Below are 15,076 nucleotides of genomic sequence, written 5' to 3' on the forward strand. Positions count from 1 at the left end.
GGGAGGAAATATGTTTGCGTGGTTTTTCACACAATATCGGAAGCCAGGAAAGCTCCACTTCGGATCGAAGTGGCTCAACCTGCATGGCCGTCTCTTAATTGGAAGCCCGGAGCGCTTTGGCCTTCAGGACTGCCGCGACAACGTGTTGACGTCTTACTACTACTTGCGTGCAGATCGGAAGATCCCGGTCACAGACGACGGCGAGTTCGATGCGTGGAAGTTGGACGCGCTACGGGCCAGCCAGGTTCGCCACGCGAGCGAAAAGCACGTCTCCAAAGCCGGGTTCATCGTGACTTCGGCTGCCTGCCTCATGCTCTGTGCTGCGGCGATGATTGTTCAGAGAGTTAAAGCCACGGTCCCGGTCAGTATTGGAAGCCTGACGCCTGCGCAGTGTCAGGAGAAGAGCGACAAAGGAGCGCTCTTCGGTGCTGAGCTTTCCCAGTGCGAGAAACAGGCAGAAGAAATTCACCGGCGGAACAGGAGGGGACAATGAGCATGTTGTTGTCAGCGTTGGATTGGACGGCAGACATTGTTCGGAAGGTGTTCAAGAAGGAGAGCCAAGCGTCGAGCACGCTGGAGCAAATCATCTTGGACGGGAACGAACGTTACGAGAATCTGGTTGGGCGCTTTGACGTCAGCGATCGGGTCAAGAGTCGAGTGCTGGACGTGCCCATGGAGGACACGGAACTCGCCGTGAAAGCAGGGGCGTTGTGGGACGAGAAAGAAATGGCGTTGGTTGTTCCTGAAGGGGTGGACGTAGAGCTGTTTCACATGTGGTGGCCGATGGTGCCCGAAGATCTCCGCAACACCCAAGCACGGATGATCATCACCAAGCAGGGACGTCGCGCCGAAGGGTTCGTGGTGGGCGACGACATGGCGTTGGGGGGAGACAGCACCGCCACCCCGCTGATGTATCTTGCATTCCCGCTAATCGGCGCCGTTCAATACTTTCTGGGCTCGCTCATCGGAGCATTCAGCTACGTGGTTCTGCTGGCGGCCATTCCTTACTTCATTGCATTGAAGCAGGCGGAAGGGATGAAGGAAGCGTTCAAGGGAATGGCCCTGATGATCCTTCCAGTGCTGATCGGTGCAACGTCGAGTGCGTTGTTCGATGCCTTCAGGCAAGTGCAGGAACAATCGCTTTCTGTCCGGCAGGCGGGTGCTGGCGACTTGCCGAACATGTTGGCGAACATCGGGATCTTCATCAAGGCCGCTGGCATCGTCTCTTTGGTCTTGAGCATCCCGGGCTTGCTGCTGTTTATGGCTTTCCTTGCTGCGGCCTCCAGTCCCCATCGCGGCGTGCTGGGTGGGACGGCTGAGCGCTTCATTCAGTTGATGAAGTGGATGGCGGTGATCCTGGCGCTTGTTTGCCTTTCCCAGTTCTTGCCGGACGGCATGGGCGTGGGGGTGGCCTTCGTGATCGCTGGCATGTATGCCTTGCAGTTTACCGAGGGCAACTTCATCCAGACGGCGGCCCGACTCTACCTGCAGAACAACGACAACAATCTAGCGACCCAAGGGGCGTTGTCCACATCGCACGTCAAGGCGCGCGAACAGCAGGCGGCAGAGGCGTTGCGGGACAAGACCCCATTGCTGGCCGTGGGCCGGGCGTCAGGCCACCTCAATGATCGCGGATACGGATATGCGCCTGACAAAGGCGCGATCATGATGCTGTCTTGGCGCGACCTGACGCAAGGCCTGATCATTTACGGGCGCATTGGTTCGGGCAAGTCCTACAGCGGGTTGCGTCCGTTGGCGCGTCGTTACCGGAAGTCGGCGCTGGCGCTGGCTGCCCAACGTGGAATGAACGGCAGTGCTGGCGGTGCGCTGATCCTCGATGCCAAGGATGGTGCGATCATTTCCGACCTGGGCGATGACGCCTTCGACATCATCGTGCGAGCCGGCATGTCGGTAGCGCCCTACGAGGGCTTGGAGCCGGATCAGATCACCAAAGCGCTGCGCGGTGCGACGGGCGGTAAGGTGGATGAGAAGTCGAAGTTGTGGAGCGATGGTGGCGACGCGTTCCTCTTCCACACCGGCATCATTCTGAAAGCGGCGTGCCATCACGATCAGGCGTATCGCGACTTTTGCATCGCCAAGTTGGAAGCTCTGGAACACGTCCGCTTGATGCTCTTGCTTGAGCGTGAAGAGTTGGAAAAGCGCGGCACGGGGGTGGAAGGCTTGGACTCTGATCTGGCCAGGGTGGAGGAGCAGATCGGCACGCATGCCCTTGTTGCTGAATCTTCCCGCGCCTGGTTCTACACCCCGTTCCACCATGCAAAGCTGCTCTCCATGGTTGAGCGCGTCCTGCCGTCGCCAGTGGGCGGCATCGCCAGTCCCCGGGTGCTGGAGCTGGTGAACTGGTTGGGCTTGGAACGCCCCAATATGAGCGTGACCGACGAGGAGCGCGAGGCATATGCCGCTTATCACGAGGCTTACCAGAACCGCTTGGCGACCCAGTCCGAGACTGTGCATCCGGACCTGCTCCGGCCCATGTCCCAACTTCAAAGCTCGTTGGAGTGGGCATTGCTGGAAGTGCCTGCGATGCATGCCGAACAGCGCCAATCCTTCACCCTCAACTCCCGTGGTCTTATCGAGAAGTTGTTGCGTGGCGAAAAGCTGCGAGACGCCAACGACATCCCGTGGCACTCGATTGAGACGGGCGAGGTCGACGTTTCCCAGGCGCTATACGGCAAGTTCGTGGGCTTGTTCCTGCCGCCAACCCAGTTCGGTGATGCCGGCGACATGATGCAACGCTTGCTCAAGCAGCGGGTGATGAACGGCATTCGGGCGCGCGGTGCACATGGCGACAAATGGCGTGAAATGCTGCCATGCCAAACCGAAGTCCTGTTGATGATGGACGAGGCCCACCTGCTGCTGACCTCTGATGACGTGCTCCTTTTCAGCACCTCTCGTAGCCTTGGGCTGATGACAGCACTGGCCGTTCAAGGCCACGAGAGCCTTATCAACGCCTATGGCTCGGAAAACGAGGCTGATCTTCTGGCGAACACCATGCAGTCGTTCTATGCCCTCAGTCACTCCTTCGTTACTCGGAACTACCTGATGAAACGGCTGGGCAAGGCAGAACTGACTCGGTTCAAGCAAAAAACCCGCGGCATTGACTACGACGGCGGGCTGTCCAACTTCCGGCACTCTGTTCTGATGGATCCGGCGCACCCCTACGCAGCGGCCTACGAGCAGATGCTGATGCAGGGCGCAGGTCGGTTGACGGCCTTGCGTGTGGATCCAGCCACCGGGCGCACTTGGCGCATTGGGGCTGAGGACACGCTGGGCCAGGAAGAGCTGGCACGGGACATCGACATGCCCACGGGCGGCAAGCGAGAGGTTCAACCCCTTTTCTTGGAAGAGGAATACCCGGCCCTCACCACGGCGCGCGGCAACGCGATCGTGTCGCTCTGCCGGGCTGGCGTGAACCGCACCGACTTGGTTGAGCTGATGCCCAACGATTGAGCACGCGAAGGGCAAGGGTTACCCCCTTGCCCTTTTCTCAAATCGATCAATGCTGACCCTACGACCCATTCCCTTGAAGGAGGATTTCATGAGCACTGCCCCCACTGATGCAATGACCGATCTGCTGGCCGCCCGCGACCAGCGCCGAGCCAAGTTGGCCGGCCATCGACCCACCGACCACCAGCCCCAGCAGAAGGACGCCTTTGATGGTTCCTTGGCGAAGGATCAATCCGCGATCCAAGAGAAGCAGCAGGCGGTGCTGGATTGGGCCAAACAAGCCAAGCCCGAAGAGATCGCCGCTTTCCGCGACCAGATGGATTCGCAGGCCAAGGAACGCGCCCAGGCCGTCCCCGAAGACAAACATGCCCAAGTCATGTTCGGCACCATCGACGAATGGCGCCAAAAGCGCCAGCAAAAGGACGAAGGGCAGCAGCAGGGGGAAGCCCCGCCCATGCTGACTGCTGCGCAACGTCAGCAGCCCATGGGCCCCGGTAAGTTGGGCTACGCGAACTTCGCGGCGACTGCAAAGAAAGAGGCCGAGTTCATGAAGAACTATGAAGCCAACTACGACTGGAACAAGCAGGAGGCTCAGTCCCAGAAGAACATCTACCGCCAATGACCTTCAGTCACACCGACACACACCTCAGGGCCCCTACGGGGCCCTTAGCTTATGCAGCGTCCGATCGTGTATGAGTCCACCTACCCATAAAAGCAACATCAAAAGCGGCTCAAAGCAACAGCATGGGTGGGGGGGTTTGACAAAGGAAAAAGCGGACGCATCCTGAAACAATGAACAACAACAACCCCAAGCGATTTGTCAGGCCCAAACGCACCGCAGTGCTCAATGCACGGGTGGAGCCCGAGTGCCGCGAAGCCCTGGAGGCGTATGCGCGCAAACACGGTTATTCCCTGGCAGACGCTCTCTCCCGGCTGATCAAAGCCCATCTCATCAAGCAACAACCAACGAGTTGACTAAACAGAAAAACTGCCCGGAATTTCGCATTTCTGCGCTTGCCAATGTGTGCATTTGTGTTTGACTGGGTTTACACAAAACACAACCGGGGGAGGTCCCTATGTATATTTTCGCTGATGCTTACGAATATTCCGTGGATAACGTGGGAAATCTGTTGCTCACGCTGGGCGGTTTTTCCGTGGTGAGCTACGTGGTCGCCAACGTCGCAGGTTGGCTTGCATGACGGCCTGGCTCCGGGAGGACTTGGAGCAAATGGATCTGCACATCGTCTTGTTTGTCCTTCAGGCAGGACTTTTAATCGGCATGGCCTAGAGCATCGAGATTTTTAGCTGATTGCCAAACTGAAAAAAAACGGTATGCAATGGGGATGGAACCCCACATCAACAATCAAGCAAACCTGAGCGGGGGCGATTTTTTGAATCGTCCCCACGAGCCGTTGCTCCACCCCGTCCTCCACCCACTGACCCTGGCCCGGTTCTACGGCAAGCACCACGAAGCGCTCGCCAACGCTGATGCTTGGCAGGCCCTCGCCTTGGCCGAGAAGTTCTGTCGCGAGGACCAAGTGGCAGGCGTGGATACCTCAACACCGGCGGGTTTCGATTGGGTCATTCGATCGAACGACCAGCTCGGGGGGATGGATTTGGAGTTATGGAAAGGTGCATCCGTAGCACTTATCCACGTCACCGATCCCGCAGCGCTCGAGCAGGCGTTCAACAGGAGCGCTTTGCAGCACCCGGCATTGGGCCATGCTTACACGAATCTACTCGACGGCCAACGCGCCGGACTGCTGTCGGAGCTCCGCGAATCGATCAATCAGGTTCAGGCCAACCGCACCGCAGCTCACCGGCTTCGGGCCATGAGGACCCAGCCTGAGCTCCCTTCGCTATCCCTACCACTCCTGGACATCGCCGGGCTGCTTCAGCGCTACGAAGTCCCAGAGGACCAAGCCAAAGCCACCGAGCAGCACCTTATTCAGACCCACGGCGGCGCGCTGACCACGATGCACGGGAGCGAGGTGCTGGCCGCCGCACACGCGCATTGCCAACACCCCGGGCTGTTCGGGGCGCCGTGGCAGACCTGGCTTTGCGAAAACGCCACGCTGGGAAACCTGGCCGCGGTGGACGCGTGCTTGGGCATGGGTGCCGATCCGAACTGCCCCAATGCCCGTGGGTTGATGCCCATCCACTTGGCCGCACGGCAAGGTGATGGCGCCATCGTCCGGCGCTTGCTCGATCACGGTGCTGATCCCGCGATTGAAGGGCCCTCCGGGACGAGGACGCTCGATATGGCAGCCGGGCAGTTGGTGGCCCAGACCTACGTCGCGCTGGGCTTGGCAAAACGCGTGAGGCACTTCCCTGCTGAAGAACTGGAGCGCTACGGGGTAGACCCCGTGCAAGCCGCTGAGCTGGAACAGCGGCTAATCGCTTCTCATGGTGTCCAGCTTGCTCGCTTCCACGAAGCCGAGGTTCTTGCATCGGCGCTCGCGCTTCGAACCTATCTGCCGATCCGAGCGCCCCTCCAGCGCTGGTTGGAGGAAGGAATTTTGCTGGTGTCACCGGAAGTCATCGACGCTGCGCTTTTCTTGGGGGCGAATCCAAACCTTGCGAATGAGTCGGGAGATCGTCCTCTTCACCAGGCTGCTCGCATGGGCGCCCACGCCATCGTTCGCCGGCTGATCGAGATTCAGGCTGATCCTTCGCTCACCAATGCCTTTGGCGAGTCCCCGCTTCACTTGGCCGCTCAGCACAAGCATGCCCGGGCCTGCCTGGAGCTGATGGCCGGGGGAGCTGATCCCAATCATCGGGACAGCGGCGGCCGCAAGCCGGGCGAGATCCACCGGGAACACAAGCTGGAGAAACGACGTGTCATCGATCTATGACTGCTGGTCGTGGCAGGTCCCGAGCCACGTCGCGCCAAGCACGGACGTTCGCTACTGGCCCCAGGCTCTGCTGTCAGGCGCTTGCGTTGCGGCGCTGACCTATCCCGCGGTGCTTTGGCTGGGCTGGCAGATCCCATCTGCCCATTCGTTGATGAACTTCGGGCAGGCGCTCACGGGCAGCGCCGCAGCGCTGGGCAACCTTGCGACGGCCACCATGTCCCTGCGTGAGCCAGCCGCAGCCTGGTGGGACCTGGCACGCGAGCAGGCGACGGCCGGAACCCTGGCCCGGGTGGGCATCGCGGCTGGAGTGGCTTGCTCGGCGTCCGCTTGGGTGACGCGCCGAGGGCTCATCCCTCGCTCGAATACCTGGCACGTATCAGGTGCTCAACTGCTTCAGGGGAAAGAAGCTCTGGCCGAAGCCCGTCGCCGGTCACTGACAAAGCAAGAGCAGGCGGACGAGCTGCATGCCTTGTCGCTGCACCCGGCTTGGGTTGTCTCCAAAAAGCTCCTCGCTCGTCACATATTTCTTTACGGAAGCGTGGGCTCGGGCAAGAGCGTCATCCTCAAGCACCTGCTGGAGCAGGTGGTGCGGCTCGACAAGAAAGCATTTATTTACGACATCAAGGGCGACTTCACCTCGATCTTCAAGCGCCCGGTGATCGTCTGCCCGTTCGACAAGCGCAGCTGGATTTGGGACGTGGGCCGGGACGTTTCCACTGTCACGCAAGCCGCTGCCTTCGCGCAAACCATCATCCCGCCCGAAGAAGGGGCAGGAGCGTTCTGGGCGTCTGCCGCTCAGGCAATCGTTGAAGGCTGCGTCCGAGAGCTTCAAGCGACGCGAGGACAGGCATGGGGGTGGAGTGAACTGGCAGATCGACTGGCACGAGACGCAATAACCATGCACGCCGCGCTCTCTATCGCTTACCCCCGCGCCGCTGTCTTGATTTCTAATGTCGAAAGCGGCACGACGAGCAGCGTGATGGCATGTGTCGCGAACGGAACAGCGATCATCGAGCGCCTGGCGCTTGCCTGGCCAAAGCGAAACCCAGATCGCATGTTCTCCATGCTGGCTTGGATCCGCGACGACTACATCGGGCGCAAACAGGTCATCGTTCAATCCGGCCCGGATGAAGTCCTGGCGCGCAGCTACATCAGCGCGATGATAAACGTCACGGTGCCTGAGGTGATCGGGCCAAGCCTGTCGGACGACGAATCCAGTCGCTTCCTCGGCTTTTTCTTTGATGAGTTGACCTCTGCCGGTAAGCTCAACATCGAGCCGCTGCTTGCGTTGGGACGCAGCAAAGGGGTGGTGGCGTGTATGGCGGTTCAGGACTGGAGTCAGGTTGAAAAAGCCTACGGCGACAAAACCGCCCAAGCCTTTTCTGGGTTGGTTGGAACACACATTATTTGCCAGCTCCAGGTCGGTGAGACGCGTGAAAAGATCTCCAGGAACCTGGGGAAGCGAACGGTCGCTTGGCGCACACACGATGAGAAGGCCACGATTCACGAGGAATCCAAGGCCATCGTGGGGCCAGGTCGGCTCACCGATGACTTGGGGTTCCGCAAGGGTAAGGCCTGCGGCCAAGAGCGCTGGGGCATCCGTGCCATCGTTCAGACGACCGGAGACTTGCTCCTGCTGGACTGGCCCGGGGTGAGCTACCCGAAAGTGCGGGAGGGGCAGAAGCGGGCGAGGTGGACAAAGCAGGGGGCCCAGCCAGTGGAGCAGAAGCCCTTGCCCCCGAGCAACGCGCAAAGCGCTGCCGAGGTTCAGCGGGTGCTGAAAATGACCGCCGAACAAGCCGCTGCCGAACTGGAGAAGCGGGGCGTTGCAGCCCCGAAGCTGCGCGCCGTCAGCGACGACGAGCTGGAAGCCATCTTCAAGAAATGACCCAGCTCAGCGGCCTTCTTCGTCCTCTTCGCCCTCTTCGTCCTCAGACGAGAGAAAGTCGAACGACGTCAAAGCGTCACAGTTGATGCAGTGATACATGCTGGACGCGTCCTGGAAGTGCAGTCCGCAGAAGGAACCGCAGAATGGGCAGCATTCCTCATGCTCAAGATCGCCCCACTTCCAGACACCCATGTATTCGGGCACGCCATCGCGATCATAGCCCGTCACTGCAAACGGATCGTCAGTGGTTCCAACGAAGCCATCGATGCCAAATCGCGACAGGATGGGAAGCACGTCAGCTGGTTCAAGGTCGAACCACTCGCCGCGACCTCGCCGAACCTTCAAGTGTTCGTGGACCTCTCTCTCCACGCGGACATCGTCGTCGGTGCGGATCCAGCCGAGCAGCAACAGCTTGCGATGATTACCGGTCTGCAGATTTCGACGGCGCCGTTCGATGTCTTTGGCTCGACCAATCTTGACCAGCTCGTCGGTGTCCTCAATGAAGAAATAGATCATTCCCGCCTCCGATTCCCATTGCCCATCCTTGCTTTTTTGCTATGCATGAAGGAACACCAGTAAAAAGGAGACCGTATGATCAACGTGACGCCATTAACCGCGCAAGGCAAGGACAGCAAGTCCGGTGCAGCCGTGGTCGAATACCTGATGGCCACCGAGTATTACCTCAGTAAGGATGGCCATGCGAAGGAGGCCATGGCATGGGGCGGCAAGATGGCGGCTCACCTCAACCTTCTCTCTTCGACGGTGACGCGCGAGCGCATGATGAAGCTTGCCGCGGGCTTCGACCCAGTGACGGGAAGGGCGCTTTGCCAGAACGCCGGGGAGAAGGGGAAGCTCAAGCCCAAGGTGGACAAGCACGGAGCCCCCGTAGTGGACGACAAGGGCCAGCCAGAGGTTGTCGTGGTAGGCGGGCACAGGGTCGGCTATGACGTCACCATCTCTGCTCCGAAAGACGTGGGCATTGCTTTCGCTTTGGGCACGCCTGAGGAACGCGATGCGATCCTTCAGGCCCACCAAGCCGCTACGGCATTGGCCATGGGGCGCTTGGAAGCCCAGGTGGAAACGCGACGAGGGAAGGGTGGGAAGGACGTGATCGGCGTGCAGGGCTTGGTGTGGTCCAGCCACCAACACTTCGCCGGACGAGACTTGGACATGGACCTACACACCCACCATTTGGTCTACGGGGTGGCATTGGGCGAGGACGGGAAGGAATCCACGTTCGACGCGGTAGAGATTTGGCGGAACGCCCGATCGGTCGATGAGGTCTACAAGCTGGAGCTCTACAAAAACCTGCAGGCGCTGGGTTACCCGGTTGAGCACATCCGGGAACTGGACGATGATGGCCGGGAGACCAACCGCACCTTCGCTCGCCTGGCTGGCGTGGACCAGGAGGTAATCGACGCCTTCAGCAAGCGCCGGAAGGCGCTGATCGAATACGCCGAGCAGCATGGCGTCAGCAAGCAGCAGGCGAACAAGGCCACGCGACAACACAAGAATGAACCTACGTATCAGGAGCTGGTGGAGCATTGGCAGGAGGCTCTTAAAGACTTCAACGTGAGCACAGAGACGTTGAAGCTTGCCCAGGGCAACCTGGAAATGATGGAGCACAAGAGCGACGCAGAGTTGTTGGAGCTGTTGCATCAGAACGAGGCGGTGTTCAACGACATCGACTTGGTGCGAGTGCTGGGGATGGAATACGCCGGCAAGGTGGATGCGGAAGGGCTCGAAGCCCTCATTGAGAAGTTCAAGACGGACAACGGCTTGGTGCTGGTCAATGCCGAGCGCCTCGCCGAAGAAGACCAGGGGGCCACGCTCACTCGCAAGCACAGAGAAGATCGCTTCTGCGCTCCTTGGATGCTGGAAGCCGAGCGGTCGGTCGTGGACATCGCCAACCGCCGGGCGAAGGAGACCCAGCACCACGCCAGCCCGGAGACCGTGAAGCGTGTCATTGCGGACTACGAAGAGGCCAAGGGCTTCCAACTGTCGCAAGAGCAGCGGGTGGCCGTGGACCACATCTGCCTCAACAGTGGAGGTGTGGCCAATTTGAGCGGCTTAGCAGGCACGGGAAAGACCACGATCTCCGAGCTCTACAAGGAAGCCCTGGAATCGGAAGGCATGGTGCTCTTAGGGGTGTGCGTGTCGAACAAGGCCGCCCAAAAGCTCGAGTCGGAGAGCGGCATGCCAAGCGTTTCCATGGCCCAGATGCTCCATGATCTTGCAGAGGGCAAGCGAGAACTCCAGCCCAACGACGTGCTGGTCGTTGACGAGGCCGGAATGGTGGACACCAGAGACACGCAGGCTTTACTCATTCATGCCGAGAAGGCGAATGCCAAGGTCATTCTCCAAGGCGACGCTGAGCAGCTGCAGCCCATCGGCGCCGGCTCAGGCTTCCAGCTCACCAAGCAAGCAGTGGGTGACGTGAAGCTGACCGAGATCCGTCGGCAGGCGAGGGTGGAAGACCGAGAGCTGGCGATGGCGTTTTACGCCAAAGACGAGCACGGCGAGATCATCGATCTGAAGAAAGGCACGCGCAGCCGTCGGGAAACTCTAGAGAAGGGCGACGAGCTCAAAACGATGCTGCTAAATTCCATCGTAGAGGCCGAGTCGCAGGAGAAGAGCATCGAGCGGCTGGTGGCCGATTACTTCAAGAATCCGGCGAAGCTGGACGACAAGCTGGTGCTGGCCCACAGCCGAGCCGAGGTGAGCGCGCTCAATGCAGGGATACGCAAGGGGCTGAAGGAGCGCGGTGAGATTGGCGCGGAGGAAGTGACGGTTGAAGGACGCTGCAACGGTCGCAAATTTGACCTAGCCCTGGTGCAATGGGATCGGGTGATGTTCACGGCGAAGAACAAGGACCTGGGCGTGGTCAACGGCACCCAAGCCACCATCCAGTCGATCAAGCCCTCTCGGTCAGGCGGTTACGACATCGTGGGCACCCTGCGCTCCGAGAACCCCAAGGAACATGGGCGCAAGGTCGTCTGGAACACGCATGAGCACAAGGCGTTGGTCCACGATTACGCGGTAACGGTCCACAAGAGCCAGGGACAGGGCAAGCGCGAGGTCTTCCACCTGATGAACCTGGGAATGATGGACAACGCATCATCGCTGGTGGCCTTCACTCGGCTCACCAAGGGCAGCTACAAGCTCTATGGCACCTACGACGACGTGGAGCGGCTGCACGAGCGCTTGGGCTTGGAGCGTTTGAAGGCAACCGTGCTAGATGCCGGAATCAAGCAGCAGCAGGCTGCCACATCAAAAGCTCAACGTCCTAGGGCACAGGCCGAGGCTCTTCAAAACAAGCTCGATGCGCTATTCCACGAGCACAAAGAAGGGCAAGGAACACGCCGTGCAATGACTGACAGCAAGCGCAAGGCGCACCGTTTGCTGGAGGTATTGGATCTGGCTGGACGCCAAGAGACGTCACAGGTGTTGCATGTGGAGCATGTGCATTCAAAGATGCCTTCCAGGCAGAACATGGTTCGTTAACGACGCCACAAACCCAATCACCAGTGAAACTTGAAAAGCCAGCTTGGCCGCGCACGGCCAAGCTGGTGTGAAACGGTCAGGCGTCCCTTCCCATACGCTCGGCGAACTGCACGTCTAGATCGTCAGAATCGTCATCACGCCAGTCGTCGTCCAACTCTGCGCCCTCCTTGCTTTCTTCAAAAATCAGGCCGGATCGACCCGCCTTTATGTAGGAGAGCTCACCCCACACCTCTAACGTGTGACCGTTGAACATCCGGTCACCGTCAGGGTCATACTCGCCACTCATTGTGCCACTCGCCTCGATGGCCCACCTATCAGTGCTCGCCCACAGATCGCCAGTGTCTTCTGGCGGTTCAAGGTCGGGGGAGTCGGGGAAAGCTGCATTGCAACCGGCCATGGCGGCGGCCGTGTTTTCGCCATCTGCGATTTCCCCTTCGAGCAGCTCGCGTGCGTGGCTATCCCAGAACTCATCAATGCCGTCATAGACGGGAACGGGGAAAGTTGACACGACGGCGGCCTTACACGCATCCAGGGACTGCGGCACACCAAGCTTGTTCGCACGGTCCTCGGCCAACGGCAGGTTGAGCACGTAAAGCTCTGCGTCGGCCAAGTGATTGTCTAGAGCCATGTCCGCCTCTTCGACGCAAAGCGCGGCAAAGCTTCGGTAGCCCAACATGGCCGAGATCACCTCCACGAGGTGGGAACGCTTAATCGCGTGGCCCGCGTGAGACATGGTCTGGGAAGCCGCAAAAGCGGCAGAACTAATAAAGGATTTCATCCGTATGCTCTCGTAACTGCTCGGTGCGCTGGACCTTTTGTCGCCTATCGAGCAGCCGGCATGCCGGAAAGGATAGGAAGATCAAAAGCGGAACTACATGTCTCAACTGCTGCCTTTTTCAAGCGGTCCAAAGCTTCGGCGGGCGCCTACCTAAGATCCTACTTCGCGCCAAATCAGTCCGCAAGTCCCTAGAGCTGTCTGGTCGCCCCCCATCTGGCACCCGGGATGCCCCTACCCCTCGGGTGCTTAAAGCGTCGAGCGCGACGCCAGCACAACGAGCATCAGGAACATTGGGTAGAGAAAGAGCCATGTGAGTGCGGGTTTGAGCAGGCGGACACCGCTTGCAGAGGTCGTGACGACCGACGGTGCGCGGCCGGGGACGTTGCCTGGCCAGGTGTAACTCGCAGCAAGGCCCTTCATTGCCCACGATGTCCGACGTCGCGGGTTGCGGATGAGTATTCCCGGCGGCTTGGCGTAGATGCGCCAGCCTTTCTGAAACGCCTTGTAGCGCCACGCGTATTCGTGGAGCTCGGCATCGGCCTGGGTGCCGGTCATGACACTCAGCGGAACGAATGAAAACGACTTGCCCTGCCAGGCCCCACGAGGGCTCCGGTGCTGCTGCTCCCGTTGCTTCAAGTCCACGGTTTGCCCCACGTAGCAACAGCCGTTGTTAAAGAACAGGCCGTAGAGATGCCGAGGACGGGGTAGGTGTTTTTGATTGCGTTTCCAGCTCAAGGGTCCTCCATAAATGAGTATTCCTATATATCCATAGAAGAGAAGATCAGTTCGTCAAGGGCCATCAACGAACAAGGGCCCCGAAGGACCCTTGCCGAGATACGATCACCTCCTCTCGCTGCTACGAATGCGTTACCGCCCCAAGTTGATGCTCACCCCAAACCCGGCAACCGGCTTGTTCCCGGAGCCGAAGGACAGGCCGGCAGAAACGCTGGTGCGCTCGGAGATACGGGCCCCCCAGCCAATGCTCACTGCCGCCTCGCCCCCAGAGAAGCCGACGCCCATGTTGAGGTTGACTTGGCCCACCGCCGTGCCGCCGTTCTGCGCTGCAGCTGTCGCCATTTGGCTCATTGCGCCGAGCTGTGCTCCCAACGCATTGATGCGACGGTCCTGATGACGCACGCGGCGGTCGGTGTCCGTCCAGCGGTCGTTCCAGGCTTGCTGCGCGTCCCAGAGTTGACCGCCGTTGACCGCGTCCGTCGAGCCACGCTCGAGCCGGCCGGCTTGAACGTTGCTCACGCGTTGATTGCCGGCATTGACCCCCGCAGTGGTGAACGAGGGGCCCCCTTGAATGGAGACGCCTTGGGCGTTGACCGTGGTCGCGCCGACGCTCACCGATCCGGTGTCCGACAGCTGCACGTTGTCGCTGACCGAAACGGTCTGGGTGCTGTCCGCGTTGGTGGTGACCTCAACGTTTTTGCCCGCCTTGGCCACCGAGCCGGAACCGGTGCCTGCGGTTCCGTCCACGCCATCGTTGCCGGCTGGCCCCTGCGCGCCGGACTCGCCTTTCAGGCTCGCCAGCCAATCGCTTTCATTGCCTTGGAAGCCGTTGGTCAACGCGACCTCGTAAGCGCTCAGGCCGTCTGCGCCGCGTGGCCCAGGATTACCGGAGCCGCTGCCCGGGCTTTGCTCAACGGCAGCGACGCGCCCATCCAGATCGTCCAACGCCGCTCCCACGGTCTGATGCGTGGCCCCGCTTCGGAACTGGTAGATCGGAGCGACAAAGTTCCCGTTAACGAATGTGGCACCGCCGCCAAACGCTTGTGCAGCCTGACGAACCTGCCCGAGGTTCGCCACGTCGGTGTCGGATGTTCCGGCCCGAACGTTGGTAATCCGGCGGGTGCTCTGGCCCCCGTCCTCATAAGTGGAGCCCACGCTGACTTCATCGCTGGCCCAGCACCGGCTATGGGAGCCCAGGGCGACACAATCCTGAGCACGGGCCTCAGCCCCAACGCCCAGCGCTAGTGTCTGAAATGCATCGGCAACGGCAGAAGTGCCAATGGCGACGGCATGATCAGCGTTTGCCTCTGCCAAATTGCCTTGAGCAATCGATGCATTGCCCCGCGAACGGCTGAAGTAGCCCAAAGACATGGACAAGTCGCCGCTGGCTTGCGCCTGCACCCCTTGGGCCAACGATTTAACACCGGTCGCGACGGCTTGTTGTCCAACTGCTACCGCATCTTCGCCACCAGCAAAGCTCAAAGTGCCGATGGCAACAGTCCTCTCGGCCGCCGCGTTTGCGGCCTGACCAATGGCCACCGCGTTCTGGCCAGACGCCTGGGCATTGGTGCCGGAGGCCTGCGCGTTGTCACCTGAGGCATTGGCCTGGACACCGGTCGCCACGGCTCCATTACCGGTCGCGGTGGAGTAAGCCCCCGTCGCGGTGGAGTTGGGGCCAGAAGCTTGGGATTGTTCCCCTGTGGCCGTAGAGTTTGGCCCGGAAGCCGTGGCTCCCGTGCCGGTGGCGGTTTGCGCATAGAGCGGGGACGCAAACAAAGCAGCGCTGACCACTGCGGTTAAAATAGAAAAACGGCATGCAGACATGAAAACCCTCCCGAGTTTATGGAT

The 15,076-nt window shown here is 60.2% G+C and carries 12 protein-coding genes; 8 read left to right on the forward strand and 4 right to left on the reverse strand.

Annotated features, from left to right (window positions below):
* The first annotated feature begins 10 nt into the window (after positions 1 to 10).
* The 7 genes from ACCQ06_RS07555 (at position 11) to ACCQ06_RS07585 (ending at position 8,211) form a co-directional block, all read left to right on the forward strand.
* On the forward strand, positions 11 to 493 hold the full coding sequence (locus ACCQ06_RS07555; protein WP_316691594.1) for a hypothetical protein: 483 nt from the start codon (positions 11 to 13) through the stop codon (positions 491 to 493).
* Positions 490 to 3,471 (forward strand): TraM recognition domain-containing protein, encoded by a 2,982-nt coding sequence (locus tag ACCQ06_RS07560; RefSeq protein WP_316691595.1) that lies wholly within the window; start codon positions 490 to 492, stop codon positions 3,469 to 3,471. The genes ACCQ06_RS07555 and ACCQ06_RS07560 overlap by 4 nt, the downstream gene beginning before the upstream one ends.
* Positions 3,472 to 3,559: 88 nt before the next feature.
* Positions 3,560 to 4,090 (forward strand): hypothetical protein, encoded by a 531-nt coding sequence (locus ACCQ06_RS07565; RefSeq protein WP_316691596.1) that lies wholly within the window; start codon positions 3,560 to 3,562, stop codon positions 4,088 to 4,090.
* A gap of 170 nt (positions 4,091 to 4,260) precedes the next feature.
* Positions 4,261 to 4,443, forward strand: a complete 183-nt coding sequence (locus ACCQ06_RS07570) for a hypothetical protein (protein ID WP_316691597.1) — start codon at positions 4,261 to 4,263, stop codon at positions 4,441 to 4,443.
* Positions 4,444 to 4,544: 101 nt separating this feature from the next.
* Complete coding sequence (locus tag ACCQ06_RS07575) at positions 4,545 to 4,667, forward strand: hypothetical protein (RefSeq protein WP_275544259.1); 123 nt, start codon at positions 4,545 to 4,547, stop codon at positions 4,665 to 4,667.
* 144 nt (positions 4,668 to 4,811) lie between these two features.
* A complete protein-coding gene (locus ACCQ06_RS07580; RefSeq protein ID WP_316691598.1) occupies positions 4,812 to 6,323 on the forward strand; it encodes an ankyrin repeat domain-containing protein in 1,512 nt (503 codons plus the stop codon).
* Positions 6,307 to 8,211 (forward strand): type IV secretion system DNA-binding domain-containing protein, encoded by a 1,905-nt coding sequence (locus ACCQ06_RS07585; RefSeq protein ID WP_316691599.1) that lies wholly within the window; start codon positions 6,307 to 6,309, stop codon positions 8,209 to 8,211. The genes ACCQ06_RS07580 and ACCQ06_RS07585 overlap by 17 nt, the downstream gene beginning before the upstream one ends.
* A 6-nt stretch (positions 8,212 to 8,217) precedes the next feature.
* On the opposite strand, the gene ACCQ06_RS07590 is transcribed toward ACCQ06_RS07585, so the two are convergent.
* Positions 8,218 to 8,727: a GIY-YIG nuclease family protein gene (locus tag ACCQ06_RS07590; RefSeq protein WP_316691600.1), complete on the reverse strand. Its 510-nt coding sequence runs from the start codon at positions 8,725 to 8,727 to the stop codon at positions 8,218 to 8,220.
* Between the two features lie 75 nt (positions 8,728 to 8,802).
* Here ACCQ06_RS07590 and mobF point away from each other — a divergent pair, with 75 nt between their 5' ends.
* A complete protein-coding gene (gene mobF / locus ACCQ06_RS07595; protein WP_316691601.1) occupies positions 8,803 to 11,715 on the forward strand; it encodes a MobF family relaxase in 2,913 nt (970 codons plus the stop codon).
* 76 nt (positions 11,716 to 11,791) lie between these two features.
* Here mobF and ACCQ06_RS07600 read toward each other — a convergent pair whose 3' ends face one another.
* The 3 genes from ACCQ06_RS07600 to ACCQ06_RS07610 form a co-directional block, all read right to left on the reverse strand.
* On the reverse strand, positions 11,792 to 12,493 hold the full coding sequence (locus ACCQ06_RS07600; protein ID WP_316691602.1) for a hypothetical protein: 702 nt from the start codon (positions 12,491 to 12,493) through the stop codon (positions 11,792 to 11,794).
* A gap of 246 nt (positions 12,494 to 12,739) precedes the next feature.
* Entirely contained in the window at positions 12,740 to 13,228 is a 489-nt protein-coding gene (locus ACCQ06_RS07605) for a GIY-YIG nuclease family protein (protein ID WP_316691603.1), read from the reverse strand.
* Between the two features lie 132 nt (positions 13,229 to 13,360).
* Complete coding sequence (locus tag ACCQ06_RS07610) at positions 13,361 to 15,052, reverse strand: YadA-like family protein (RefSeq protein ID WP_316691604.1); 1,692 nt, start codon at positions 15,050 to 15,052, stop codon at positions 13,361 to 13,363.
* Between the last annotated feature and the right edge of the window lie 24 nt (positions 15,053 to 15,076).

The sequence above is a fragment of the Xanthomonas sp. NCPPB 4467 genome (genome assembly GCF_041475665.2).
GTDB lineage: Bacteria > Pseudomonadota > Gammaproteobacteria > Xanthomonadales > Xanthomonadaceae > Xanthomonas > Xanthomonas dyei.